This is a genomic window from Saccharopolyspora hordei, assembly GCF_013410345.1.
Taxonomy (GTDB): Bacteria; Actinomycetota; Actinomycetes; order Mycobacteriales; family Pseudonocardiaceae; genus Saccharopolyspora; species Saccharopolyspora hordei.
In genome coordinates, this window is record NZ_JACCFJ010000001.1 from 5,027,084 (window position 1) to 5,051,966 (window position 24,883).

Consider the following 24,883-nt stretch of genomic DNA (forward strand, 5'->3'; position numbering starts at 1 on the left):
TCGCACCTCCTCTGCTCGGGCGGTCGGGGACGTGGGCCGTGGTCGCCTCCCCCCCATCGGCCGTGCCCGTAGGTGTACCAGCGGTGGTGGCCGGTCGCAGTGGCTCGACCAGCGTGGCGGGAGGATCGGGCTAGCGCTTGAAGTCGACCTCCTCCAGGCGCGTCTGCAGGGACCGCCCGCTCTCCCACGGGTTGGCCCCGGGCACCAGGTCCGGCACCGGGATGTCCGCCCGCTTCTGGCGCTTGCGCTCCGCGGAGGTGCCGAGCTCGCGGTCCCGGGCGTCGACCAGGGCCTGGTCGGTCTGCCCGTCCGCGGTGAAGGCCATCATCAGCTGCGGGATCCCGTACGGGAAGTCGTCGCGGTCGTACTGCCAGGTGTGGAAGGTCTTGCCGTAGGTCTTCACCAGGTCGGTGAAGTAGGCGTGCTCGGCCAGCTCGGGCACGCCCGGCGCGACCAGCACCCCGGACTTGACCTCGTAGTGGTGGCTGTGCCAGAGGCGCTTCTCGTCGTCGGGCAGCTCGCGGAAGCGTTCCTCGGTGACGATGTACTCGATCCCGATCAGCCGCGCGTCCGGCGCGTTCCGGTCGAAGATCACGCACTGGTGCAGGTCGGGGCGCAGGTGGATGCAGAAGTGCGTCGCCTCCACCTGGCGGCCCATGTCGTCGGCGTACATGTGGAAGCCGTTGAGGTAGGTGTTCATGGCGTCCAGCGGGTACTTCGGCTGCAGCGCACCGGCCGCCAGGTCGAGCGCCCGGTGCTTGACCGGGTGCCCCGTGCCGACCTTCGCGGCGGTCACCGCCTTGCGACTGGACATGGCGCTCACCGCGGCCGTGGCCCCGGCGACCAGACCGGCGCCGAAGACCCGAGCCAGCTCACCAGTGCGCCGCGGGCGTCGCTTGCCGTGCAGGAACATGACCAACGGCATACCCACCCACCTGGCGAACCAATCACCACCGCAGGGGTCGTGAGTGCAGGAACCGGCTGCAGGCGGCTTGAGCACTCACGACCCCCACGCACGCGCTGCCGCGTCAACAGCGACCGGCGCTGGTGGCCGGTGACAGGGAGTCCCCAGCGAGGAGTGGCACGGCCTGGTGCGGCCTCAACGGTGACCGGCGCTGATGGCCGGTGACAGGGCAGGCGATTGTTGAGGTCGTTGACCTGCAGTTCCAAAGATCGTCGCGAGCGGGTGCTCCTGGTGATCGCTCACGCGGGTCCGATCCGATCTTACGTGTTCGTGACCGGGTCGCCGACCTGCTACTTTCGCGGTGCGAGCGGGTCGTGCCTGGAAGGCGTGGAACCGGGGTGCTCGCACCCGCCCGCAGGACGAAGGACATGCGCCGTCGAGGCAGCGCTCCCGTGATCACGCGACCGTGGCACGCAACACCGTCGCGCTCGTCGAGCTCGGTGCCGTGCGGGTCGTGAGTGCGGAAACCGGCTGGAGGCGGTTCGAGCACTCACGACCCCCACGCACGCACGGGCTCGTCCGCCCGCAGAGATGACGAGGGTGGACCGCGCCCGCGAGTGGCACGACTTTGCCCGAGTGCGCGGACGCCCTCCGGGTGCGCCAGCGGGCACGGGACAGGCGACCCACGTTCGTCGAAGGCCTGTGACCGCCGAGCCGAAGGGTGCGGGCGACCGATCCGCACCGCGTGTGAACCCACGGCACCGCCCCGGCGGTGTGCGGTGATTGCGGGACTGCAGGTCAGAGACGTGGGCGCAGTAGGGTTCGAACCTACGACCCCTTGCTTGTAAGGCAAGTGCTCTTCCGCTGAGCTATGCGCCCTCAGGTGGTGGCCGGACCGGGACCGGTCGGCTGATCACCGCCGACACCTTACCCCCAGGTCGGGGCGTTGCGGGCACCCGGTCGGCCACCCTCGGGCCGTCAGGCCTTGAGCTCGGCCAGGGCCTTCTTCCAGACGTTCTGGTCGCGGGCCTCGCCCGGCTGGTTCACCTCGGCGAAGCGGACCTTGCCCTCGGTGTCGATCAGGAAGGTGCCGCGGTTGGCCATGCCGGCGGTCTCGTTGAACACGCCGTAGGCCTTGGCGACCTCGCCGTGCGGCCAGAAGTCCGACAGCAGCGGGAAGGTGTAGCCCTCCTTGTCCGCCCACGCCTTGAGCGCGAACGGGGAGTCGACCGACACGCCGAGCACCTGGACGTCGTCGTTCTGGAACTCGCTCAGGTCGTCACGCACCTGGCAGAGCTCGCCCTGGCAGATCCCGCTGAACGCGAACGGGTAGAACACCAGCAGCACGTTCTTCTTGCCGCGGAAGTCGGCCAGCGAGACCTTCTCCTTGTTGTAGTCCGGCAGCGTGAAGTCCGGGGCCTGCGCACCGACCTCGACCGTCATGGACGAACCCTCCTGTTCGACGTGTCCTGGTTCCTCGCCGAACCTACACCGCACAGACGAACGTGGGCACCGATGCCGTGACCGGTGCCCACGTGCTGGACGTCCTCGGCCGTCAGCGCTTGGCCTTCGTGGAGCGGTAGGCCAGGCGGGTGCCCTTCCACCCGTCGCTGACGGTGACGGTGGCCGTCTGGGCGAGGTTCGCCGTCGTGGCCGCTTCCGTGATGTCGGCCGGGTCGACCGCACCCTCCCGGCCGGTCTTCGGGGTCAGCACCCAGATGACCCCTTCGTCGGACAGAGGCGTCATGACGTCGAGAAGCGTGTCCGTCAGATCGCCGTCGTCTTCGCGCCACCACAGCAGCACGACATCGACCACTTCGTCGGCATCTTCGTCGAGCAGGTCGCTCCCGCAACGCTCCTCGATCGCGGCCCGGACATCGTCGTCGACATCCTCGTCCCAGCCGATTTCCTGAACAACCATATCGGGCTCGATGTCGAGCCTCTCGGCGACGTCGGCTTCGCCTTTACCGGCGTCTCCCGCGGCGACCACGGTTTGCTCACTCCTCCAATGCACCGGTGCGGCACTCACGGCGCCGCACACCTTCCAGACATGGCCGATAGCGAACACTGCCAACCGCCACCGGCGCAACTGTTCTCTGCACGACACGCCGCAGCAACGGTCAGGGCCATGACTGTAGACCGGGAAACCCCCTACCAACAGCCTGGTCGGCGGCGCGACCGCCGTCGGTGTACACATCCGTTGCGGACATGAGGGACGATGAGAGTGTTCGACATCACTGCCTGAACACCCTGCCACAGCCACGACGCAGTCGAGGAGTTCCCTTGTCCCCGCTCAACAACGACGCCGGTGCAGTCCCCACCCAGCGGGTGCGGGTCATCCGGGACGGACTCGCCTCCCACCTGCCGGACATCGATCCGGAGGAGACCGAGGAGTGGCTGCAGTCCTTCGACGCGGTGCTGTCCGCCAACGGGCAGCAGCGGGCGCGCTACCTGATGCTCCGCCTGCTCCAGCGCGCTCGCGAGAGCGGAGTCGGAGTCCCGTCGCTGACCAGCACCGACTACGTCAACACCATCCCCACCGAGCAGGAGCCGTGGTTCCCCGGCGACGAGGAGACCGAGCGCCGCTACCGCGCCTGGATGCGCTGGAACGCGGCGATGATGGTGCACCGGGCGCAACGACCGGGCATCGGCGTCGGCGGCCACATCTCCTCGTTCGCGTCCTCGGCCAGCCTCTACGAGGTCGGGTTCAACTGGTTCTTCCGGGGCAAGGACCACCCGGGCGGCGGCGACCACCTCTACATCCAGGGCCACGCCTCCCCCGGCATCTACGCCCGCGCGTTCCTGGAGGGCAGGCTGACCGCCGACCAGCTCGACGGGTTCCGCCAGGAGTACTCCCACGCGGGCCCCGGCGGCGGGCTGCCGTCCTACCCGCACCCGCGGCTGATGCCGGACTTCTGGGAGTTCCCCACCGTGTCCATGGGGCTCGGCCCGATGAACGCCATCTTCCAGGCCCGGTTCAACCGCTACCTGCACGACCGCGGCATCAAGGACACCAGCCAGCAGCGGGTGTGGGCGTTCCTCGGCGACGGCGAGATGAACGAGCCGGAGTCCCGCGGGCTGCTGCACGTGGCCGCCAACGAAGGACTGGACAACCTCACCTTCGTGGTCAACTGCAACCTGCAGCAGCTGGACGGGCCGGTGCGCGGCAACGGCAAGATCATCCAGGAGCTGGAGGCGTTCTTCCGCGGCGCCGGCTGGAACGTCATCAAGGTGATCTGGGGCCGGGAGTGGGACGCGCTGCTGCACGCCGACCGCGACGGCGCCCTGGTCAACCTGATGAACACCACCCCGGACGGCGACTACCAGACCTACAAGGCCAACGACGGGGCCTTCGTCCGGGAGCACTTCTTCGGCCGCGACCCGCGCACCAAGGAGATGGTCAAGCACCTCTCCGACGACGAGATCTGGGGACTGCGCCGCGGCGGGCACGACTACCGCAAGGTCTACGCGGCCTACAAGGCGGCGACCGAGCACCACGGCCAGCCCACCGTGATCCTGGCCAAGACGATCAAGGGCTACGGCCTCGGCCCGCACTTCGAGGGGCGCAACGCGACCCACCAGATGAAGAAGCTGACCCTGGAGGACCTGAAGCTGTTCCGGGACAGCCTGCGCATCCCGATCCCGGACGACCAGCTCGACCCCTACCTGCCGCCGTACTACCACCCCGGCCCGGACGCGCCGGAGATCCAGTACCTGCAGGAGCGGCGGCGGCAGCTCGGCGGGCACCTGCCGGAGCGGCGGGTGAAGCCCAAGCCGCTGGTGCTGCCCGGCGACAAGGTCTACGAGGTGGTCAAGCGCGGCTCGGGCAAGCAGGAGGTCGCCACCACGATGGCGTGCGTCCGGCTGCTCAAGGACCTCGCCAAGGACAAGGAGGTCGGCCCGCGGCTCGTGCCGATCATCCCGGACGAGGCGCGGACCTTCGGCATGGACTCGATGTTCCCGTCGCAGAAGATCTACAACCCGCTGGGCCAGCTCTACACGCCGGTGGACTACCAGCTGATGCTGGCCTACCGGGAGAGCGAGCAGGGGCAGATCCTGCACGAGGGCATCAACGAGGCCGGGTCGACCGCGTCGTTCACCGCGGCGGGCACCAGCTACGCCACGCACGGCGAGCCGATGATCCCGATCTACATCTTCTACTCGATGTTCGGGTTCCAGCGCACCGGCGACAGCTTGTGGGCCGCGGCCGACCAGATGGCCCGCGGGTTCGTGCTCGGCGCGACCGCCGGGCGCACCACGCTGACCGGTGAGGGCCTCCAGCACGCCGACGGGCACTCGCAGCTCATCGCCGCGACCAACCCGGCGGTGGTCGCCTACGACCCGGCGTGGGCGTTCGAGATCGCGCACATCGTGCAGGACGGCCTGCGGCGGATGTACGGCGAGGACGCCGAGGACGTCTTCTACTACCTCACCCTCTACAACGAGCCCTACCAGCAGCCGGCCGAGCCGGCGGACCTCGACGTCGACGCGCTGCTGCGCGGCCTGTACCGCTACCAGGCGGCGCCGGGTGGCTCGGGGCCGAGGGCGCAGGTCCTGGCCTCGGGCGTGATCATGCCGCTGGCGCTGCAGGCGCAGCAGATGCTCGCCGAGGAGTGGGGCGTGCAGGCCGACGTGTGGTCGGCGACCTCCTGGTCGCAGCTGCGGCGCGAGGCGGAGGCCGCCGACCGGCACAACCTGCTGCACCCGGAGGAGGAGCCGCGCGTGCCGCACGTGACGCGGGCGCTGTCGCAGGCCGAGGGACCGGTCGTCGCGGTCAGCGACTGGATGCGCGCGGTGCCGGACCTGATCCGGCCGTGGGTGCCGGGCGACATGGTGAGCCTCGGCACCGACGGGTTCGGCTTCTCCGACACCCGCCCGGCGGCGCGGCGGGTGTTCCTGGTCGACGCCGAGTCCACGGTGGTCGCCACGCTGGCCGCGCTGGCGCGTGCCGGGAAGGTGGACCGGTCGAAGGTGGTCGAGGCGACCCGTCGCTACCGCCTGGACGACGTGCAGGCCGCGGGGCCGCAGACCTCGGACCCCGGCGACGCCTGACCGGACGCGAGGGGGTGCCTCCCGGCGGGAGGCACCCCCTCGCTGCGTCCAGGGCGAAGGCGGTCACGGCGCGTCGGAGGGCGTCCCGGTTCCTCCAGCGGAGGTCCTGGTGTGTCCCGACGCGCCGTCTCGGCGCGGTGCGGCGCGATCTCGGTGCGGTGCGAGGCAGTCACGGCGCGCCCAGACGGGGTCTCGAGCGGCGTCCCGCGGTGCTCCTGCGCCCGGTGCGGCGACGTCGGTACGCGACCCCCACCGGAGTTGCGTGCACCGTGGCGCTCGGCACGGTCGGCGGGTGCCGGTGCGCGGATGATCCATACTGGCCGGGTGCTGGTGGCGTGCATCGAGGGCGACGGGATCGGCCCGGAACTGGTGAGCAGCGCGCGGGAGGTCCTCACCGCGGCCGCGGCCGCCGACGGCATCACCATCGAGTTCGCCGCCGAGCCCGGCGGCGCGCGGACCTTCACCGAGACCGGCGCACCGCTGGCCGAGGGCGCCCTGGAGCGCTTCCGGACCACCTACGACGCCGTGCTCAAGGGACCGGTCGGGCTGCCCGAGGTGCGGCACCCGGACGGCACCGAGGCGGGCGTGCTCGGCGGTGTGCTGCGCACCGGCCTGGACACCTACGCCAACGTGCGGCCGGTCCGCTCGCTGCCCGGCGTGCGGGAGACCGGCTCCCCGGTCGACTACGTCATCGTCCGCGAGAACACCGAGGGCCTGTACCTCTCGCGCGGCAGCGGGGTGCGCAACGCCCACGCGGCCAGCGACCAGCTGCTGATGACCCGCGTCGGCGTCGAGCGGATCGTCCGGTACGCCTTCGAGCTGGCCCGCGGGCGCACGGGCGCGCCGAAGGACGGCGTGCGGCGGGTGACCTGCGTGGACAAGAGCAACGTGCTGCGCAGCTTCGCGTTCTTCCGCGCGATCTTCGACGAGGTCGCCGCGGAGTACCCGGACGTCGAGGCCGACCACCGCTACACCGACGCCGCCGCGCACGACCTGGTCGCCGACCCGGGCCACTTCGACGTGCTGGTCACCGAGAACTTCGTCGGCGACATGCTCAGCGACCTGGGCGCGGCGACGGTCGGCGGGCTGGGCACGTGCCCGTCGGGCAACATCGGCGACACCGCGGCGTACTTCGAGCCCGTGCACGGCAGCGCCCCGTCGCTGGCCGGGACCGGTCGGGCCAACCCGACCTCGCAGATCCGCAGCGCGGTGATGCTGCTGGAGCACGTCGGGGCCACCGCCACGGCGCGGCGGATCGACGCGGCGGTGGCGGCCGCCTACGCCGACGGTGCCGTGCGGCTCCGGGCGGACGGCACGCCCGAGTGCGGCACCGACGGCGTGACCCGCGCGGTCATCGACCGCCTCTGAGCGACGACCGCCGCTCGGCTCAGCAGGACAGCGGCTCCGCGTCGGCGACGCGGAACTGGCCGCGGGCGTCGAGCAGCAGGGCCACCAGGGACCGGGCCTCCTGGCGCATCGGCACCACCCGCGACCCGTCCGGGCCCGGGAGGCTCCGCACGCCGTGCAGGTCGAGCTCGTCGCGGACCTCGCGGAACTGCTCGGCGGTCAGCCGGTAGGCGCACGGCGGGTCCTGGTCGACCTGGTCCGCGGTGGGCGGCTCGTTGTCGGCGCCGCCGAAGTAGACCGGGCCCTCGTCACGCAGGCCCGCCAGCCGGGCGCGGGTGGTCTCGGCCAGGATCTCGTCGCGGCGCTCGGACAGCATCCGCAGCGTGGCGCGGACGCCGGCGAGGTGGGAGTCGACGCGGCGGCGGTTGTTCACCGCCGGGTCGTCCCGCTCCTCCTCGGTGAGCGGGTCGATGCGGGTCTCCACCAGCAGGCCGAGGGCGTGCTTGACGCCGACGGTGTTGCGCAGGATCCGCTCCTGGCCGTCACCGGCGACCTGCTTGATCGGCTCGCCGGTCTCCGGGTCGGTCCAGATGCCGTAGGTGCCGGTGGAGAACCCGGCGTCCTCGACCGCCGGCCGGACGTACTCCTCGGACAGCCGCTGCGACTCGCCGTGCACGCCCTCCGCGGTGTTGAGGTTCCGCGGCCACAGGGCGAGGAGGTCCTTGACGTAGTAGGGCGGTTTCGCGCCGTACTCGTGCAGGTCGTGCACGAGCACCGGTCGCTCGTCCCGGATCACCCGCGCGACCGCCCGCGCTTCCGGCGACTGCAGCGCGACGTGGTCGCGGTTGATGTCGAGGCCCTGGGCGTTCTCGCGGGTGTCGGCGACGTTGCCGTCCGGGTTGGCGTTGGGCACGAACAGCACGCTCGTGGTGCGCAGGAACGACCGCACCTCCGGGTCCTCGGACAGGCCGAGGTCGCGGATGCTGGTCAGGCACGCCTCGCGACCGGAGGGCTCGTCGCCGTGCTGGGAGCAGGTGAACAGCACGGTCGTGGGTGCCGACCGGGCACCGACGCGGACCAGCTGCACCGGGCGGTGCTGGGTGGTCTCGCCGATCCGCTCGACGGTGACGTCCTCGCTGGCCGCGTCGACGGCCCGCAGGAACTCGGCTTCCTCCTCGGGTGTCGTCCACCGCTTGCCGTCGGTCTGCTCGAACCCGGTCGTCGGCCCGGTGGTCGGCTCCTGCGCGGACGCCACCGGCGTCCCCAGCAGGGCGCAGGCCGCGACCGGAACCACCGCGCTTCGCGCGAGACGCCCCATGTCGACCCCTTTCGGCGTGTGCGATCACCGACATCCACCACCGCCGAACGCTGGGCGTCAAGTCCGGGCGACGGCCTCCGGGTGAGCGCCCTGCACCCGTGCGGTGCGGTTCCAGCTCCACCAACCGTGGACCACCAGGGCCGCGAAGACCACGTAGATCGCCGCGCTGAAGTACAGCCCGGAGGCGATCTGCAGCGGCACGCCGACCGCGTCCACGGCCAGCCACACCAGCCAGAACTCGACCAGACCGCGGCCCTGCGCCCAGAACGCGACCAGAGTGCCGACGAAGATCCAGGCGTCCGGCCACGGCGCCCAGGAGGCGTCCAACGCGGACAGCACCAGCGCGAACGCGGCCGTGCCGAGGGCCAGCACACCGAGCAGCGCGAGCCGTTCCGGGCCGCTGGCCCTGCGCACCACGACGCCGTAGACGGGGTCGGTGCGGCGGCGCCAGGCCCACCAGCCGTAGAGCGAGATGAGCAGGATCATCACCTGCCGGACGGCCAGTCCGCCGAGGTGCGCCGAGGCGTAGACGGCGAACAGCAGCACCGTCGCGGAGACCTGCACCGGCCAGGTCGCCAGCGTCCGGCGCTGGGCGAGGAAGACCACGGCCAGGGCGCACAGCTGCCCGACCAGCTCCGCCCACGAGATCTGCTGGCCCAGCACGGTGATCCCGTTGCCGAGCAACCATTCCGCGACAGTCCGCACGCCCGCTCCTCCCACCGGCGACGTGCGCGCCGGGGTGAGCGGGCAGCCCGCGGCGACGGCTGCCGACAGCGACAGCCCTGCCCCGGCCACCCGTGCGCTGCCTCTCATCCGGACTGTCACCGTCGGTTCCGGAATTCCACCGGATCGGCCGACACCTCGCTGGGCGAAGCGCCGGTTCGCGGACTGTCACCGCCGGTTCGGACTTGCACCGAGCCCCGGAGCGCACGACTCGTTCGATCTGCGAAACATCCTGCGCCGGGTGATCTGTTCCCGGGGCGGTTCGTGCGTCGGATCACACCGCGGGCGGGGAGACGCGGCGCCGCCGTCGACGCGCGCCTGTGAGCAACGCCCCCGGACGGCCGATCGAACACGCGTGCCCACGCCGGTAGACTCGATCAGCAGCTCGTCGAGGAGGGGGACGCCGGATGAACGACACCGATCGCGCCATCCTCGCCTTCGAACTCGAGCACTGGCAGTACCAGGGCAACAAGGAACGCGTCATCCAGGAGCGCTTCGGGTTCTCCCCGAACCGCTACTACCAGCGGCTGAACCGGCTGCTGGACGAGCCCGAGGCCCTCAAGGCCCAGCCGGCCCTGGTCAAGCGCCTGCTGGACCGTCGCGACCAGCGCGCCCGGCGCCGCGCCGCCCGCGACTCCTGACGCGCCCCGCGGGTCACCGCTGGGTGGCCTGCGCGTACTGCTCCGGGGTCAGCTGACGGCCCTGCTGGATGCGGACCAGCTCGGCCAGCAGCGGCGCCGCCTGGTCCGGCGGCAGCGCCTGGAACGCCGCCTTGATCGCCTCCGGGTCCGCCGCACCGGCCTGCGTCGGCACCGCGGGCGCCTGCCCTCGCGCCACCACGGTGTTCACCAGGTCCACGAGCATCGCGACGATGGTGCGGGGCCCGACCTCGGTGTGCCAGCCCTGGATCTCGCCGTTCGGCCCGCGCGGACCGAGCAGCTCGTGCTCCAAGCGCCGCAGGATCGCGTCCTGTTCCGGGGTCATCTGGTCCTCCTGGTCCTTGTTCCCGAGGTCGGCGCGGAACCGGTCCATGTCGACGTGACCGGGGTCGATCTTGCCTCTGACGCTGGTCTCCTTGTGGCCGCGCGCGGCGTCCACCGGACGGCCCAGGTGCTCGAGCACCGCGCGGGTCGCCGTCACCGCCGCCCGGTACTGCTCGGGGCTCGGCCCCTGGTCCTCGCCCTGGTAGTCCCACTCGAAGCCGACGTAGAGGGTGTTGCCGTCGCCCGCCGGGTTGGGGCCGGACGCCTTCGCCTCGCCCGCGTGGTTGGCGCGGCCGGCGGCGATCATGTGCACCACCCCGTCGAAGCCGATCACCGCGTGGCACAGCGGCCCCTCGAGGTCGGGGCGACCGTCGATGCACAGCTGGACGCTGGGCGCCGGGTCCTCGTAGGACGCCGGGGTCGCGGTGTGGTGCTCCAGCACGCCGACCGGTGCCGGCAGCGGCCCCGAGGTGGCGCTGCGCTCCTGCCACCCGTCGGTCTCGACCACCGTCAGTCCCGCCGCGCGCAGCGTGTCCGCCAACCAGACGAGGGGCAACGCCAACCTGATCACTCTCCCGGCTTGATCCGTTACCCCATGGTGTCCCGCTCGGGTGCGGGCGACCACGGCCAAGTGCGTGAAAATCGCCGAGACCCGTCCAACGGGTGAGCCGCGGTCATCGACCGATCCAGCGATCCGCGGTGCCTGACCAGCGGCGATCAGCCCGCGCGCGCCCGCCTGCGGCCGGCCGTCCCCGGTCAGCGGCGGTCGCGGTGTGAGCGCTCCCCCACGCGCCGACCGGTGCCCGTCGGAGCTGATCAGCGACGTGCGATTCTGGAACCATGAGCACCGAACGCGCAGGTGAGCGGGACACCGGTACGCAGCGGCAGATCTCCGCGGCGACCCTCCGCCGCCTGGAACGCGCTTCGGGCGGGCTGGCCGGGGCCAGCGTCAGCGCGATGGAGCAGCGGCTGCCGTGGTTCCGCCGGTTGCCCGCGGACCAGCGCGCCAGCGTGCTGCTGGTGACCCAGACCGGCGTGTCCAACTTCGTGGCCTGGCTGCAGGACCCCACCGAGGCGATCCGGTTGACCGCCGAGGCGTTCCGCGCCGCCCCGCGCGACCTGTCCCGCTGGGTCAGCCTGCGGCAGACCCTGGAGCTGGTGCGGGTCGCCATCGACGTGTTCGAGCAGCGGCTGCCGGAGCTGGCCGACGAGCAGAACGAGCGCACCCTGCTGACCGAGTCGATCCTGCGCTACACCCGCGAGATCGCCTTCGCCGCGGCGACCTCCTACGCGGCCGCCGCGGAGGCGCGCGGCGCGTGGGACGCGCGGCTGGAGGCGCTGGTGGTCGACGGCATCGTGCGGGGCGACGCCGAGGAGTCGCTGCTGTCCCGCGCCGCGGCGCTGGGCTGGGAGCCCTCGTCGGAGGCCACCGTGCTGGTCGGCGGCGCGCCGTCCGACGACCCGCCGACCATCGTGTACCAGGTGCGCAGCCGCGCGGCGCGGGTCGGCTGCCCGGTGCTGCTCAGCGTGCAGGGCTCGCGGTTGGTGGTGGTCTTCGGCAGCACCGGCGACGAGCGCTCCGACCACGAGGCGGCGGTGCGGCTGACCGAGGCGTTCGACGACGGCCCGGTGGTGGTCGGGCCGACCGCGCCGAGCCTGGCCGAGGCGCACCGGTCGGCCGCGGACGCGATGTCGGCGCTGCGCGCCGTCGTCGCCTGGCCCACCGCGCCCCGCCCGGTCCCCTCCGGCGACCTGCTGCCCGAGCGCGCGCTGGCCGGCGACCCGGAGGCGGAGCGGCAGCTGGTCGAGAAGATCGTGCTGCCGCTGGTGGACGCCGGCGGGTCGCTGATGGACACCGTCGACACCTACCTCGAGGTCGGCGGGGTGCTGGAGAACTGCGCGCGCCAGCTCTACGTGCACCCCAACACCGTCCGGTACCGGCTGCGGCGGGTGGCGGAGCTCACAGGCCGCACGCCCTCCAACGCACGCGACGCGCACGTGCTGCGGGTGGGTCTGGCGGTCGGCAGGCTCGCCAAGGCGCGCGGCCTCTGGTGAGCACAGGCGCCACGCGCGTCACCAGGACCTACCGGGTTTCACCGGCGCGTCACGAACCGGACACCCTCGACAACGAAATCCCCCTCGACGGCCTCCGGCGCGGGAACTGCTTGTAGACACCCCACAACTTTGCGCGCCGGACTTCGTCTGTCTCGACATCACTCCAACGGCGCTGCGACGTGTTCAGTAGCAGGTGTGATCGCGCTTCTAGCCCCCGGACAGGGGTCGCAGACCCCTGGGATGTTCCAACCGTGGCTCGAGCTGGACGGTGTCGCCGAGCGGCTCGGCGCCTGGTCCGAGCTGACCGGCCTGGACCTGGTGCGCCTCGGCACGACCGCCGACGCCGAGGAGATCAAGGACACCGCGGTCACCCAGCCGCTCGTGGTGGCGCTGTCGCTGATCGCCGCCGAGGAGCTGCGCCGCCGCGTGACCGTGCCCGAGGGCACGCCGGTCGCCGGGCACTCCGTCGGTGAGCTGGCCGCCGCCGCGGTCGCTGGGGCGCTGAGCGCCGACGACGCGGTGGCGCTGGCCGCCGTCCGCGGCCGGGAGATGGCCGCGGCGTGCGCGCTGGAGCCCACCGGCATGTCCGCCGTGCTCGGCGGGGACGCCGACACCGTCGTCGCGCACCTGGAGCAGCTCGGCCTGGACCCGGCCAACCGCAACGGCGCCGGTCAGATCGTCGCGGCCGGACGGCGGCCCGCGCTCGAGCAGCTCGCCGACGAACCGCCGGAAGGCACCCGCGTCCGGCCGCTGCCGGTCGCCGGCGCCTTCCACACCCGCTTCATGGCGCCCGCGCAGGACGCGCTGGCCAAGCACGCCGAGCAGGTCGTCGCCACCGACGCGACCCTGCCGTTGCTGTCCAACGCCGACGGCGCGGTGGTGACCGACGCGGCCGAGATCGTGCGCCGCCTCGTCGACCAGGTGACCCGCCCGGTCCGCTGGGACAGCTGCATGGCCACCCTCGCCGACCGCGGTGTCGAGGCGGTCGTGGAGTTCCCGCCCGCGGGCACCCTCAGCGGCCTGGTGCGCCGCGAACTCAAGGGCGTCAAGACCGTCGCTCTGAAGACCCCCGCCGACCTGGACAAGGTGGCCGACCTGCTCGGGAGCGACGAGTGAGCAAGCCCCGCATCGCCCAGAACGCCAGCCCGGCAGGGACCCGCCTGCTCGGCTTCGGCAGCACCCAGGGCAACCGGATCGTCACCAACCACGACCTGGCCAAGGTCGTCGACACCAACGACGAGTGGATCCGGCAGCGCGTCGGCATCATCCACCGCCGGCTCGGCGACGACGACCAGACCGTGGTGAGCATGGCGGTCGAGGCCGGCGCGAAGGCGGTCGCCGACGCGGGCCTGTCGCCGTCGGACATCGACCAGGTCATCGTGGCGACCTGCACCATGCCGGGCGGCATCCCGAACGCCGCGGCCCAGGTCTCCGACCAGATCGGCATCAAGGCCAAGGGCGCCTTCGACCTCAACGCCGCCTGCGCCGGCTTCGTCTACGCGCTGTCCACCGCCTCGGACGCGGTGCGCGCCGGGTCGGCCCGCCACGTGCTGGTGATCGGCTCCGAGCGGTTCCAGGAGTGGCTGGACTGGGAGGACCGGGCGAACTGCATCATCTTCGCCGACGGTGCGGGCGCCGCGGTGGTCGGTCCGGCCGAGCAGCCCGAGATCGGTCCCGGCGTGCTGGGCAGCGCGGGCGACCTGGTCGACACCATCTACCTGCGCGAGGGCAAGTACATCTACCAGGAGGGCCAGTCGGTCTTCCGGTGGGCGACGACCCAGATCGCCCCGGTGGCGGCGCGGGCGGTCGAGGCCGCCGGGCTCCAGCTGTCCGATGTGGACGTCCTGGTCCCGCACCAGGCGAACCTGCGGATCGTGGAGGCCATCGCCAAGAAGCTGCAGTCGCAGGGTGCGCGTGACGACCTCGTGGTCGCCCGTGACATCGTCTACTCCGGCAACACGTCGTCGGCGTCCATCCCGCTGGCCATCGACCACATGCGCAGCGCCGGGGAGATCCCCAGCGGTGCCGTGATGCTGCTCGTGGGCTTCGGGGCCGGGCTGTCGTACTCGGCCCAGGTCGCCGTGTGCCCCTGACCCCAGCTGCCGCGGGCCACGCGCCCGGGGCTGGCAACGCAAGTACCAGGAAGGAAACACCGTGTCCAACGAGGAAATCACCAAGGGTCTGGCCGCCATCGTCGAGGAGGTCGCCGGTGTCGACGCCGCGGACGTGACCGTCGACAAGTCCTTCGTCGACGACCTCGACATCGACTCGCTGTCCATGGTCGAGATCGCCGTGCAGGCCGAGGACAAGTTCGGCGTCAAGATCCCGGACGACGAGCTCGCCAACCTCAAGACCGTCGGTGATGCGGTGGACTACATCACCAAGAACGCATGACGACCGAGGTCGTCATCACCGGGCTGGGCGCGACGACACCGCTCGGCGGGGACGTCGCGTCCACGTGGGACGGTGTGCTGAACGGCGCGACCGGCATCAAGCTCCTCGAGGAGGAGTGGCTCGACCGCTACGAGCTGCCGGCCAAGATCGGCGCGCCGCTGGCGGTCGAGCCCGCTGAGGTGCTGCCCCGCGTGCAGCTGCGGCGGATGGACCGCTGCGAGGCGATCGCCGTCATCGCCGCCCGCGAGGCGTGGGCGGACGCCGGCTTCGAGCTGCCCACCGACGAGTCCGAGCCGGTCGACCCGGACCGCCTCGGGGTGTCGCTGGGCACCGGCATCGGCGGCCCGCTCACCCTGCTCCAGCAGGACGACCTGCTGGAGACCCAGGGGCTGCGGAAGGTCTCGCCGCTGACCGTCCCGATGCTGATGCCCAACGGCCCGGCCGCGATGGTCAGCCTGGACCTGCGGGCCCGCGCCGGGGTGCACTCCCCCGCGTCGGCCTGCGCCTCGGGCGCCGAGGGCCTGGCCAAGGGCTTCGACCTGATCCAGCAGGGGCACGCGGACGTGGTGGTGGCCGGTGGCGCGGAGGCCTGCATCCACCCGATCACCGTCGCCGGGTTCGCCCAGGCCCGGACCCTGAGCACCCGCAACGACGACCCGGACCGGGCGTCGCGCCCGTTCGACGTCGACCGCGACGGGTTCGTCCTGGGGGAAGGCGCCGGCGTGATGGTGCTGGAGAGCGCGGAGCACGCCAAGGCGCGCGGCGCGCGGATCTACGGCCGGCTGGCGGGCGTGGGCATCACCTCCGACGCCTACCACATCACCGGCAGCCCGCCGGACGGTCGCGGCCAGATCGCGGCGATGCGCAAGGCGATGCGCAGCGGCGGCCTGGAGCCGTCGGACATCGGGCACATCAACGCGCACGCGACGTCGACCGTGGTCGGCGACGTCGGGGAGGCCAACTCGGTGCGCAACGCCGTCGGTGAGGGTGCGGTGGTGACCGCGCCCAAGGGCTCGCTCGGCCACCTGGTCGGCGGGGCCGGCGCGGTGGAGAGCATCCTGACGGTCCTCTCGCTGCGCCACGGCGTCATCCCGGCGACGCGCAACCTCGAGAACCTCGACCCGAAGGTCGAGGTCGACGTGGTCGCCGACAAGCCGCGGCACGTGGAGCAGACCGCCGCGCTGAACAACGCCTTCGGCTTCGGCGGGCACAACGTGGCCCTCGCCTTCACCACGGCGTGATCACAGGCGTCGGGGGAGCGGGCTGAGCACGGCTCAGCCCGCTCCCCCGTTCTCGTCCGAGCCCCCGCCGGGGAGGGTCACTCCCGGCACTCCTGGACCAGGGCGCTGTTGGGCAGCTTGCTGGTGTCCAGGCGCAGCGAGCGCCCCGACTCGTCGAGGACCATCGGGTACACCAGGTTCCACTCCAGGCACGTCGACGGCACGTTCGCCGGGGCGTGCTCGACCTCCTGGAAGCTCTTGAAGGTGAGCAGCACCGCGAGCGACCCGTCCGGCCCGGTGTCGATCCGGTGCACGGTCATGTCGAGGTCCTCGGTCGAGCCGTAGTCGCGCATCCACTTGTCCTTGGGCAGCTCGGCCCACTTGCTCGGGACCACAGTGGACTTCCAGAGGTCGTAGTTGCGCGTGTTGATCGACCGGAAGTGGTTGTCCAGCACGACCATGACCGCGCGCTGGTCGGGGTGCTGGGCCGCACCCGCCGTGTACTTCACGCCCCCGGGGCTCTCGACCGCCACCGCGGGTTCAGCGGTCTCCGGCGGGACCTCCGGGACGTTCCCGCGCACCGGCTCGCGGTAGACCTGGTCGGCGAGCACCACACCACCACCGGCACCGGCCAGCAGCACGACGATCGAGACCGGCAGACCCCACTTCACCCAGGAACGCACGGCCCCAAGCTTCGCACACCGCCACTCCGGGCACGGCCGTTTCGCTCGAGTCCGCGTCAGCCGACGCGGTGCAGCCAGGTCACCGGGGCGCCGTCGCCGGCGCGGCGGAAGGGTTCGAGCGCGTCGTCCCACGCCGCGCCCAGCAGCTGGTCCACCCGGTGCGCGAACGCCTCCGGCCCCTTGGCGTTGGCCGCCAGGGTGCGCAGCTGGTCCTCGCTGACCACGATGTCGCCGTTGGCGCTGGTGCAGGCGCGCCACAGGCCCAGGCCGGGGGCGTGGCAGAAGCGCTGCCCGTCCACCCCGGGGCTGGGGTCCTCGGTGACTTCGAAGCGCAGCATCGGCCACGCGCGCAGCGCGCTGACCAGACGTGCTCCGGTGCCCGGCTCGCCCGTCCAGTTGCACTCCGCGCGGAGTTGACCGGGGGCTGCCGGTTGCGCCGTCCAGCGAAGTTCCGTCCGCGTGCCGAGTGCGCCAGAGATCGCCCACTCGACGTGCGGGCAGACCGCAGACGGCGACGAGTGGACGTAGACCACACCAGCGGTGTGGCCACGGTCGCTGCCACGGGTGCTCACTGCTGACCTCCGCTGTTCGACGAGGGACGTCTTCCCCTACGACCTCGCGAACCCGACGATCAACAGATGCGGCGTCATTCTGCATCGGCCTCGTACCGTGCGCCACCAGAACGCTGCATCTCGCCACGCACGCCGCGGCGCCCCGGGTTGCGGACCTCCGATCGGCGCACACTGCTCCGATCAGGCGAAACCGCAGATCCCCGGCTGTTGAGCGGGGTTCTCGCGTCCCTCGCTAGCACCAACGAGGCAAGATCGAACGAGTGGTGGATACCACTCGATCGGAGGAATAGCGGATCGCCGCGACAACCCTCTCGCGCTCCGGCTAACGTCAGGGCCCGGACCGGGGGTGGACCGGGCTGCGGGAAAGGGGAGGTGCCATGCGACTCGTGCGGCTCGACGCGGAGCCGACCAAGGTCGGCGCCGACATCCGCGCGGCCATCTCCGCGTGGGGCGCCGGCGACTCGGTGCTGGGCGGGGTCGCCGTGTTCAGCTGCCGCCCTCCGGGCGCTCCCCGGCCGCTGGACGCGGTGGTCGTGATGCCCCGCGGGGTGGTCGTCGTGCTCGGCGTGGACCTGCCGGAACCGGCGCTGAAGGTGGACGCACCGGTGCACACGCCGTGGACGGTGGACGGTTGGCCGCTGGTGCGCGCCGAGGGCGCGGTCAACCCCGCGCTGGAGGCGCTCGAGTCGGCCGCGGCGCTGGCGCGCAGCCTGCAGTCCCGCGACCTGGAGCCGATGCCGGTGGCCGCCGTCGTGGTCGTCGGCCCCTACGCCGGGCAGGTCACCCAGCCCACGACGGACCTGCACCGCGGCGTCCGGGTCGTCGCGCCGAACACCACCTCGATCCTCTCCGCCGCCCGCGAGCTGGCCACCTACGAGCGCGCCTGCCCGGTGGAGCCCGCGCAGCAGCTGCTGCGGGTGCTCGACGAGTCCTGCGAGTTCAGCGCCGCCGACCTGGTCGAAGAGGGCTTCCCGGAGTCGGGGGTCACCGACCTGGCCTCCGCGGACACGATGCTCATCCCCAAGTTCAGCGAGTCGCTGACCACGAAGTTCACCGAGTCCGCGGTCGGGCGCCGGCTCACCCGTCCCGCCGTGCTCCTCGCGGCCGCGGCGGTGCTGGTCGTGCTGCTCGGTGCGCTGGTCGCGTGGCTGGTGTTCGGCGGCACGGCCGCCGCCCCTCCCCCACCGTCGGCGCCGGTCCAGCGCGTCGACGGCCTGGAGTTCGCGCAGCGGACGACCGGTCGCGAGCAGACCTGCGCCCCGCACGCCTTCGGCGACGTCCAGCGCTGGTTCGAGCAGCACCCCTGCCGGGGCCTGACCCGCGCGGTGTTCGACACCCGGGTGTCCGGCCAGCCGGCCGCGGTGGCGGTCGCGATCGTCGAGCTCCCGGACGAGCAGGCCGCGCGCGAGCTCCGCGAGCTGGCCGAGCGGGCCGGGACCGGCGGGGTGACCGACCTGGTCGCCGAGGGCGGGGGCCGGCCGGACGGCTTCGCCGACGCCGCCCAGGTGGTGCAGCAGAGCGGCGCGGAGGTGCGGATCGTGCAGACGGTGTGGCGGGACCGGGGCTCCTCCCCCGACGACGTGGAGCTCCGCGCGCTGGCCGAGCGCGGTCTGCGCCTCACCCCGCGGCCCTGAGCGCACCGGCTACCGGCGGTCCGGTTCGGCGTCCGGCGCGGCCCTGCGGGGTCCCGGCTGCTCGGGGACGAAGGGGGCGGACGAGGTGCGCCGCGGCCCCTTGACGAGGTACGGCCGGACCACGCGGTCCAGGGCGAACGCCGGCGCGAACAGCGGCACCACGGCGGCGAGCGTCGCCGCGGTGACCCCGGCGCGCACCACGTCGCGCGGCAGCAGCACCGCTCGGCGCTCCGGGAACCGGCCGCTGACCAGGGCGGCCAGCCACAGCACGAGCACGAAGCACACCATCGTCGCCACGGCCAGCAGCACCGCCGGCTGGTAGCCGAGGCGTTCCGCGCCGAGCATCACCGCGATCCAGCCCAGCAGCGCGGGCGCTTGGCCGCGCTCGGTGGTCGCCGCCCACAGCAGGCCGCCGAGCACCGCGAGACCAGCGCCCCCGCTCTGCCACGCCTGCGCCAACCGCTCGTCCCACCCACCGGTGGCCACACCGAGCCGCGCGGCGACGTCGCTGAGCACGTCCAGCGCGCTCGGGCTGTCCGGGTGGGCGGCGAACTGGCCGAGGATCCAGACCAGCGCCCAGGCCGACACCGCGAAGGCCAGCACCTGCTGCCCGCGCGGGCGGTCCAGCGCCACCCGGTACAGCCGCGCCAGCTCCTGTCGTCGCTCTCGCACGTCCACCCCTCTGGTCTGCGTCGACGCGCCCGATGATCGGTCAGCGGCGGCGGCCGGAGCCGGGATTGGTCGCATCAGGGGCGTGCCGCCCGCGTGATCAACTCCAGAACGTGGCCGGGCCGGACGCGCAGACCCCCGGGCGGGTGCAGGCGGGTGGGACCGGGCGCACCTCGGAGCCGTCGACCAGCCACTGTCCGCCACCGCTGGTCGACACCAGGAACCGCCCCAGCGGGTCCGCGGACAGCTCCACCGTGCTCGGGGTCAGCTCCGGGGCCGGGAACGGCACGCCGCCGCCGAGCTTGCGGCCGGTGTCCGCGGCGAAGGTGGCCACCCGCGCCTGCCCGGCAGCGCAGGCCGGCGGTTCCAGCACCGCGAGATCGGGCCCGTTCCAGGTGATCGCCACCGGTCCGCAGCCGTCGGAGACCGCTTCGACGCGCCCGTCCCACGAGGTCGCGTCGGGCGCGAGCACCAGCACCGACGCCTGGTGGCGGCCCGGCTCGGCAGCCAGCAGCGCCAGCCGGCCGTCGTCGGACAGCGCGAGGTCGTCCACCCGCGTCCCGGTGGGCAGCGCGATGTGCTGCGGCTGCCCGTCGCGCAGCACCACCACCGCACCGCCGTCCAGGTAGGCGATCCGCCCGCCACCGGCGGCCAGCAGCCGGGCGTCGCCGACCGGGACCGGCAGCACCCGCTGGGCGCCGTCGGCGGACACCTCGACCAGCCGCTTGCCCTCCGTGGTGGCGGCCACCACCAGCACCCGGCTGCGGTCGGTGGCCAGCGTCTCCGGGTCCGCGCCGGGGACGTCGGAGAGCACGCCGTTCTGCCGCCCGGACAGGACGTCGAAGGAGGCGATCACCCCGGGCTGCGGGGTGGCCAGGTAGCTGTTCGGCTGCGCACTGACCGGGGTGGGCTGCTGCTGGCCCGGGAGCACCACGAACGCCACGACGAGCGCCACCGCCGCCGCGGCCACCGCGCCCAGCGCCGCGAGCAGCGGGCGCTTCGGCGACCGGCGCCGCCGCGCGGCGGCGAGCAGCCGGGGCAGCGCGTCGGGGCTGGGCTCGACGTCGTCCACCGCGCGGTGCAGCAGCGCGCGCACCACCTCGACGTCCCGCGTGCTGTTGACGTCCTTCACACCCGTTCCCCCAGCAGCTCGGACAGCCGCGACACTCCCCGCGAGCAGTACGACTTCACCGCTCCCTGGCTGCATCCCATCACCTCGGCGGTGCGGGACTCACTGAGGTCGGCGTAGTAGCGCAGCACGACGGCCTCCCGCTGCCGGCGCGGCAGCTTGGCCAGCGCCGCGGCCAGCACGGCGCGGTCGACGCCGCGCCCGGTGTCGTCGGGCTGGCTGTCCTCGGTGGCCAGCTTCGGCTGGTACTTCTTGGCGACGAGCCGCCTCCGCAGCACCGACCGGGCCCGGTTGAGCACCGCCTGCCGCAGGAACGCCAGCGCCTTGCCCGGGTCGCGCAGCCGGGTGCGGGAGTCGAAGACCCGCACGTAGGCGTCCTGCACGATGTCCTCGGCGGCAGCCCGGTCGTCCACGAGCAGGACGGCGATGCGCAGCAGTTGCTTGTAGTGCTCCTGGTAGAGGTCGGTGAGCTTGCTCGTCAGTTCATCCATTGCCGCCAGCCCGTCGCCCGGCCGGGCGGCCACGGGCAGTGCGATCGACACCGTCACATCCCTGCACGACGCGCGAGACCCCCTCCGTGGTTGCGACCGGATTCCGCTCGTTGTCGATCGATGCCACCCAGCCGACGGGGGAGTCTACCGACGCCACCGCTGAAGATCATCTCGTTGCGCGGGCACGCCGGCAGCAGCACCCGGACAGATCATGCTGGTTGCGCCGCGCCGCACTACGGTCTACACCAGCTGGTCCAACGCTTCCGCCACCGTCCCGGGAGGGCCCGATGGAGTTCGGCGTCGCCACGTTCATCACCGACGAAGGGATCGGCCCGGCCGACCTCGGCCGCGCGCTGGAGGAGCGGGGCTTCGACGCGCTCTTCGTCGCCGAGCACACGCACATCCCGACCAGCCGGGAGACGCCCTACCCGGGCGGTGGCGACCTGCCGCGCGTCTACTACCGCACGCTGGACCCGTTCGTCGCGCTGACCGCCGCCGCGGCGGTCACCGAGCGCCTGCTGCTGGCCACTGGGATCTGCCTCGTGGTGGAGCGGGACCCGATCACCACCGCCAAGGAGGTGGCCACCCTGGACCTCGTCTCGGGCGGCCGGTTCCTGTTCGGGGTCGGCGCCGGGTGGAACCGCGAGGAGATGCGCAACCACGGCACCGACCCGCGCACGCGCGGCGCGCTGATGGACGAGCGCATCCGGGCGATGCGCGAGATCTGGACCGCGGAGGCCGCCGAGTTCCACGGCGACCACGTCGACTTCGACCCGATCTACTCCTGGCCCAAGCCGGTGCAGCGGCCCCATCCGCCGATCTACGTCGGCGGGGAGAGCGAGCGGGCGATGGCGCGGGTCGCCGAGTACGGGGGCGGCTGGCTGCCGCGCGGCGGCGAGGAAGGCCTCGCCGAGAAGGTGGCGCAGGTCCGCGACCGCGCCGGGTGGCGGGTGCCGGTGTCGGTGTACGCCGCCCCGAAGGACCCGGCGGTGGTCGAGTCCTACGCCGCGGCCGGGGTCGACCGCACCCTGTTCCTGCTGCCCACGCGTGGTCGTGACGAGACCCTGCGCACGCTCGACGAGCTCGCGGGGGTGGCCGCTCGACTCCGCTGAGTGCGCAGGTCACCAGGCGTGTCTTACATCCTGGTCACATCCGTGCCATGCCCTGGACATCTCGCCGTTGCGCACAGATCCTCGTGTCTGCTGCGCACCTGATGTCTCGCGCAGCGGCCGCAACCGCAGGAATGGAGTCCGAGGACGGTGGCAACCAACACGGCGCCGAGCGGTGGGACAGCTCGGAAACGCAAGATGACACCCAAGGAGATCGCCATCTGGGTGCTGGTGGCGGTCGTCGGCGCGGTCGCCTGGGGCGTCATCGCGCTGAGCCGGGGCGAGGAGATCTCCGCGGCCTGGCTGGTCTTCGCGGCCCTTGCCTCCTACGCGATCGGGTACCGCTTCTACGCGCGGTTCATCACCTACAAGGTGCTCAAGGCCGATGACACCCGCGCCACCCCGGCCGAGCGGCTGAACGACGGCACCGACTTCCAGCCCACCGACCGCCGGGTGCTGTTCGGGCACCACTTCGCGGCGATCGCCGGGGCGGGTCCGCTGGTCGGTCCGGTGCTGGCCGCGCAGATGGGCTACCTCCCGGGCACCATCTGGATCATCGTCGGCGTCATCTTCGCCGGTGCGGTGCAGGACATGGTGGTGCTGTTCTTCTCCACCCGCCGCAACGGCCGCAGCCTCGGGCAGATGGCCCGCGAGGAGATCGGACCGGTGGGCGGCATCGCGGCGCTCATCGCCGTGCTGGCCATCATGATCATCCTGCTGGCGGTGCTGGCGCTGGTCGTGGTCGGCGCGCTGAAGGGCTCGCCGTGGGGCACCTTCTCCATCGGCATGACCATCCCGATCGCCCTGTTCATGGGCTTCTACCTGCGCTACCTGCGTCCCGGCAAGATCGTCGAGACCTCGGTGATCGGCGTCGCGCTGCTGCTGCTGAGCATCGTCGCGGGCAGCTGGGTGGCCGACTCGTCGCTGGCCGGGTTCTTCACCCTCTCCGGCAACGAGCTGACCTTCGCGCTGGTCGTCTACGGCTTCATCGCCTCGGTGCTGCCGGTGTGGATGCTGCTGGCGCCGCGCGACTACCTGAGCACCTTCATGAAGGTCGGCGTCGTGGTGATGCTGGCGGTGTCGATCCTCATCGCGCTGCCGGCGATGCAGACCGAGGCGATCACCGAGTTCGCGCTCAACGGCCAGGGCCCGGTGTTCTCCGGGTCGCTGTTCCCGTTCGTGTTCATCACGATCGCCTGCGGGGCGCTCTCCGGCTTCCACGCGCTGGTGTCCTCGGGCACCACGCCGAAGATGCTGGAGAAGGAGTCGCAGGTCCGGGTCATCGGCTACGGCGGCATGCTCACCGAGTCGTTCGTGGCGATCATGGCGCTGGCCGCGGCGTGCATCATCGACCCCGGCCTGTACTTCGCGATGAACATGCCGGCGACCGCGCTGGGCGACACGCTGGAGTCGGCGTCGCAGGCGGTGGCCGGGCTGGGCTTCCAGATCACCCCCGACCAGCTGGCCGCGGCCGCCGCGGCGGTGGACGAGGAGACGCTGGTCGGCCGCAGCGGCGGCGCCCCCACCCTCGCGGTCGGGTTGTCCGACGTGTTTTCGCAGGTCATCGGCGGGGACGCGATGCGGGCGTTCTGGTACCACTTCGCGGTCATGTTCGAGGCGCTGTTCATCCTGACCACGGTGGACGCCGGTACCCGGGTCGGCCGGTTCATGCTGCAGGACACCGTGGGCAACGTCTGGAAGCGCTTCGGTGACGTCACCTGGAAGCCGGGCAACTGGATCGCCAGCGCGGTGATCGTCGGCGCGTGGGGCTACTTCCTGTGGGCCGGCGTCAACGACCCGCTGGGCGGCATCAACCAGCTGTTCCCGCTGTTCGGCATCGCCAACCAGCTGCTGGCGGCGGTGGCGCTGGCGGTGGCCACCACGCTGATCATCAAGTCCGGGCGGGCGAAGTACGCCTGGGTCACCCTGGTCCCGCTGGCCTGGGACGCGGCGGTGACGCTGACCGCGAGCTGGCAGAAGGTGTTCTCGGCGGACCCGCAGATCGGCTTCTTCGCGCAGCGCGCGGCCTACCAGGCGGCCCTGGACGCCGGGGAGACCAGCAAGGGCACCGCGCACACCGTGGAGGAGATGCAGAAGGTCGTGGTCAACTCCACCGTCGACGGCGTGCTGAGCGTGCTGTTCGCGGTGCTGATCGTGATCGTGCTCATCGACGCGGTCCGGGTGTGGGTCAAGGCGCTGCGCGCCACCGAGCCGCTGCCCACCACCGAGGCCCCGTACGTCGAGTCGCAGCTGTGGGCCCCGTCCGGGCTGATCATGACGGCCGAGGAGCGGCGCATCCACGAGGAGCGCCAGGAGCTCGAGACGGCGAAGGCCGGAGCGAGCACGTGACGACGGCGGTGCTGTCCAAGCTGCGCGAGTCGGTCCGCGCGGCCTGGCAGGTCGTGCGCGGGGTGGTCGGGGAGAACGCCTACGAGCGCTACCTGGAGCACCACCGCCGCCACCACCCCGGCGAGGAGCCGATGGGCGAGCGGGAGTTCTGGCGCCGGCACGTCGACCGCCAGGACGCCACCCCCGGCTCCCGCTGCTGCTGACCGAACCAGGAGGGCGTCTCCCGCCGAAGCCGGTGGGAGGCGCCCTCC

General features: G+C 72.4%; 23 protein-coding genes, 1 tRNA gene and 1 riboswitch. Of the genes, 12 read left to right on the forward strand and 12 right to left on the reverse strand.

All coding sequences use genetic code 11. From position 1 onward, the window contains the following. Positions 1-130: 130 nt before the first annotated feature. The 4 genes from HNR68_RS23000 to HNR68_RS23015 form a co-directional block, all read right to left on the reverse strand. Positions 131-925, reverse strand: coding sequence for an OBAP family protein (locus tag HNR68_RS23000; RefSeq protein WP_246330519.1), 795 nt, complete (start codon positions 923-925; stop codon positions 131-133). Between the two features lie 786 nt (positions 926-1,711). Next, positions 1,712-1,783, reverse strand: a tRNA-Val gene (locus HNR68_RS23005). A 99-nt stretch (positions 1,784-1,882) separates the two neighbouring features. Next, entirely contained in the window at positions 1,883-2,347 is a 465-nt protein-coding gene (locus HNR68_RS23010) for a peroxiredoxin (protein WP_179723822.1), read from the reverse strand. Between the two features lie 112 nt (positions 2,348-2,459). Continuing rightward, complete coding sequence (locus tag HNR68_RS23015) at positions 2,460-2,894, reverse strand: DUF3052 family protein (protein WP_179725407.1); 435 nt, start codon at positions 2,892-2,894, stop codon at positions 2,460-2,462. Positions 2,895-3,187: 293 nt separating this feature from the next. Here HNR68_RS23015 and aceE point away from each other — a divergent pair, with 293 nt between their 5' ends. Both aceE and HNR68_RS23025 read left to right on the forward strand, forming a co-directional pair. Then, on the forward strand, positions 3,188-5,956 hold the full coding sequence (gene aceE / locus HNR68_RS23020; protein ID WP_179723823.1) for a pyruvate dehydrogenase (acetyl-transferring), homodimeric type: 2,769 nt from the start codon (positions 3,188-3,190) through the stop codon (positions 5,954-5,956). Positions 5,957-6,262: 306 nt separating this feature from the next. After that, positions 6,263-7,324, forward strand: coding sequence for an isocitrate/isopropylmalate dehydrogenase family protein (locus tag HNR68_RS23025; RefSeq protein ID WP_179723824.1), 1,062 nt, complete (start codon positions 6,263-6,265; stop codon positions 7,322-7,324). Positions 7,325-7,343: 19 nt separating this feature from the next. Here HNR68_RS23025 and HNR68_RS23030 read toward each other — a convergent pair whose 3' ends face one another. Beyond that, positions 7,344-8,597, reverse strand: coding sequence for a M14 family metallopeptidase (locus HNR68_RS23030; protein WP_343050346.1), 1,254 nt, complete (start codon positions 8,595-8,597; stop codon positions 7,344-7,346). A gap of 81 nt (positions 8,598-8,678) precedes the next feature. Then, positions 8,679-9,326, reverse strand: coding sequence for a nicotinamide riboside transporter PnuC (gene pnuC, locus HNR68_RS23035; RefSeq protein ID WP_343050347.1), 648 nt, complete (start codon positions 9,324-9,326; stop codon positions 8,679-8,681). A 92-nt stretch (positions 9,327-9,418) separates the two neighbouring features. Beyond that, a riboswitch (FMN riboswitch) is annotated at positions 9,419-9,552 on the reverse strand. A gap of 199 nt (positions 9,553-9,751) precedes the next feature. Between pnuC and HNR68_RS23040 the strand changes: the two genes are divergently transcribed. Then, positions 9,752-9,985 (forward strand): DUF3263 domain-containing protein, encoded by a 234-nt coding sequence (locus tag HNR68_RS23040; RefSeq protein WP_179723827.1) that lies wholly within the window; start codon positions 9,752-9,754, stop codon positions 9,983-9,985. 13 nt (positions 9,986-9,998) lie between these two features. On the opposite strand, the gene HNR68_RS23045 is transcribed toward HNR68_RS23040, so the two are convergent. Further along, the gene (locus HNR68_RS23045; protein WP_179723828.1) at positions 9,999-10,889 is read right to left on the reverse strand and encodes a peptidoglycan recognition protein family protein; all 891 of its coding nucleotides are present in this window, start codon (positions 10,887-10,889) and stop codon (positions 9,999-10,001) included. Positions 10,890-11,167: 278 nt separating this feature from the next. On the opposite strand from HNR68_RS23045, the gene HNR68_RS23050 reads away from it, so the two are divergent. From HNR68_RS23050 to HNR68_RS23070, 5 genes are all read left to right on the forward strand, one after another. Then, complete coding sequence (locus HNR68_RS23050) at positions 11,168-12,382, forward strand: PucR family transcriptional regulator (protein WP_179723829.1); 1,215 nt, start codon at positions 11,168-11,170, stop codon at positions 12,380-12,382. Between the two features lie 195 nt (positions 12,383-12,577). Next, complete coding sequence (locus tag HNR68_RS23055; RefSeq protein WP_179723830.1) at positions 12,578-13,498, forward strand: acyltransferase domain-containing protein; 921 nt, start codon at positions 12,578-12,580, stop codon at positions 13,496-13,498. Further along, positions 13,495-14,475: a beta-ketoacyl-ACP synthase 3 gene (locus tag HNR68_RS23060; RefSeq protein ID WP_179723831.1), complete on the forward strand. Its 981-nt coding sequence runs from the start codon at positions 13,495-13,497 to the stop codon at positions 14,473-14,475. The genes HNR68_RS23055 and HNR68_RS23060 overlap by 4 nt, the downstream gene beginning before the upstream one ends. A 61-nt stretch (positions 14,476-14,536) precedes the next feature. Beyond that, positions 14,537-14,776 carry an acyl carrier protein gene (locus HNR68_RS23065; protein ID WP_179723832.1) on the forward strand — a complete coding sequence of 80 codons (240 nt, stop codon included), beginning with the start codon at positions 14,537-14,539 and terminating at the stop codon, positions 14,774-14,776. After that, positions 14,773-16,017 carry a beta-ketoacyl-[acyl-carrier-protein] synthase family protein gene (locus HNR68_RS23070; protein WP_179723833.1) on the forward strand — a complete coding sequence of 415 codons (1,245 nt, stop codon included), beginning with the start codon at positions 14,773-14,775 and terminating at the stop codon, positions 16,015-16,017. The genes HNR68_RS23065 and HNR68_RS23070 overlap by 4 nt, the downstream gene beginning before the upstream one ends. A 77-nt stretch (positions 16,018-16,094) precedes the next feature. Here the strand turns inward: HNR68_RS23070 and HNR68_RS23075 are convergent, their stop codons facing one another. After that, a complete protein-coding gene (locus tag HNR68_RS23075) occupies positions 16,095-16,679 on the reverse strand; it encodes a hypothetical protein (protein ID WP_179723834.1) in 585 nt (194 codons plus the stop codon). A 56-nt stretch (positions 16,680-16,735) separates the two neighbouring features. Continuing rightward, a complete protein-coding gene (locus HNR68_RS23080; protein WP_380574145.1) occupies positions 16,736-17,212 on the reverse strand; it encodes a DUF3145 domain-containing protein in 477 nt (158 codons plus the stop codon). Positions 17,213-17,628: 416 nt separating this feature from the next. Here HNR68_RS23080 and HNR68_RS23085 point away from each other — a divergent pair, with 416 nt between their 5' ends. Continuing rightward, positions 17,629-18,885, forward strand: a complete 1,257-nt coding sequence (locus HNR68_RS23085) for a hypothetical protein (protein ID WP_179723836.1) — start codon at positions 17,629-17,631, stop codon at positions 18,883-18,885. 9 nt (positions 18,886-18,894) lie between these two features. On the opposite strand, the gene HNR68_RS23090 is transcribed toward HNR68_RS23085, so the two are convergent. The 3 genes from HNR68_RS23090 to HNR68_RS23100 all read right to left on the reverse strand — a co-directional run bounded on the left by HNR68_RS23090 (position 18,895) and on the right by HNR68_RS23100 (position 21,174). Beyond that, positions 18,895-19,557, reverse strand: coding sequence for a hypothetical protein (locus HNR68_RS23090; RefSeq protein ID WP_179723837.1), 663 nt, complete (start codon positions 19,555-19,557; stop codon positions 18,895-18,897). Between the two features lie 97 nt (positions 19,558-19,654). Further along, positions 19,655-20,686, reverse strand: a complete 1,032-nt coding sequence (locus HNR68_RS23095; RefSeq protein WP_179723838.1) for a hypothetical protein — start codon at positions 20,684-20,686, stop codon at positions 19,655-19,657. After that, positions 20,683-21,174, reverse strand: a complete 492-nt coding sequence (locus HNR68_RS23100; protein WP_179723839.1) for a SigE family RNA polymerase sigma factor — start codon at positions 21,172-21,174, stop codon at positions 20,683-20,685. Before HNR68_RS23100 ends, HNR68_RS23095 begins: the two co-directional genes overlap by 4 nt. Positions 21,175-21,461: 287 nt before the next feature. On the opposite strand from HNR68_RS23100, the gene HNR68_RS23105 reads away from it, so the two are divergent. The 3 genes from HNR68_RS23105 (at position 21,462) to HNR68_RS23115 (ending at position 24,835) form a co-directional block, all read left to right on the forward strand. Next, the gene (locus HNR68_RS23105; RefSeq protein ID WP_179723840.1) at positions 21,462-22,286 is read left to right on the forward strand and encodes an LLM class F420-dependent oxidoreductase; all 825 of its coding nucleotides are present in this window, start codon (positions 21,462-21,464) and stop codon (positions 22,284-22,286) included. A 195-nt stretch (positions 22,287-22,481) separates the two neighbouring features. Beyond that, entirely contained in the window at positions 22,482-24,632 is a 2,151-nt protein-coding gene (locus HNR68_RS23110; RefSeq protein WP_179723841.1) for a carbon starvation CstA family protein, read from the forward strand. Next, complete coding sequence (locus tag HNR68_RS23115) at positions 24,629-24,835, forward strand: CstA-like transporter-associated (seleno)protein (protein WP_179723842.1); 207 nt, start codon at positions 24,629-24,631, stop codon at positions 24,833-24,835. The genes HNR68_RS23110 and HNR68_RS23115 overlap by 4 nt, the downstream gene beginning before the upstream one ends. Positions 24,836-24,883: the final 48 nt, after the last annotated feature.

Excerpts from the sequence above, each read along its gene's own strand:
- HNR68_RS23100 (WP_179723839.1), bottom strand. The coding sequence starts at position 21,174 with ATGGATGAACTGACGAGCAAGCTCACCGACCTCTACCAGGAGCACTAC.
- HNR68_RS23105 (WP_179723840.1), top strand. The coding sequence starts at position 21,462 with ATGGAGTTCGGCGTCGCCACGTTCATCACCGACGAAGGGATCGGCCCG.
- HNR68_RS23110 (WP_179723841.1), top strand. The coding sequence starts at position 22,482 with ATGACACCCAAGGAGATCGCCATCTGGGTGCTGGTGGCGGTCGTCGGC.
- HNR68_RS23070 (WP_179723833.1), top strand. The coding sequence starts at position 14,773 with ATGACGACCGAGGTCGTCATCACCGGGCTGGGCGCGACGACACCGCTC.
- HNR68_RS23025 (WP_179723824.1), top strand. The coding sequence starts at position 6,263 with ATGATCCATACTGGCCGGGTGCTGGTGGCGTGCATCGAGGGCGACGGG.
- HNR68_RS23000 (WP_246330519.1), bottom strand. The coding sequence starts at position 925 with ATGCCGTTGGTCATGTTCCTGCACGGCAAGCGACGCCCGCGGCGCACT.
- HNR68_RS23010 (WP_179723822.1), bottom strand. The coding sequence starts at position 2,347 with ATGACGGTCGAGGTCGGTGCGCAGGCCCCGGACTTCACGCTGCCGGAC.
- HNR68_RS23085 (WP_179723836.1), top strand. The coding sequence starts at position 17,629 with ATGCGACTCGTGCGGCTCGACGCGGAGCCGACCAAGGTCGGCGCCGAC.
- HNR68_RS23050 (WP_179723829.1), top strand. The coding sequence starts at position 11,168 with ATGAGCACCGAACGCGCAGGTGAGCGGGACACCGGTACGCAGCGGCAG.
- HNR68_RS23040 (WP_179723827.1), top strand. The coding sequence starts at position 9,752 with ATGAACGACACCGATCGCGCCATCCTCGCCTTCGAACTCGAGCACTGG.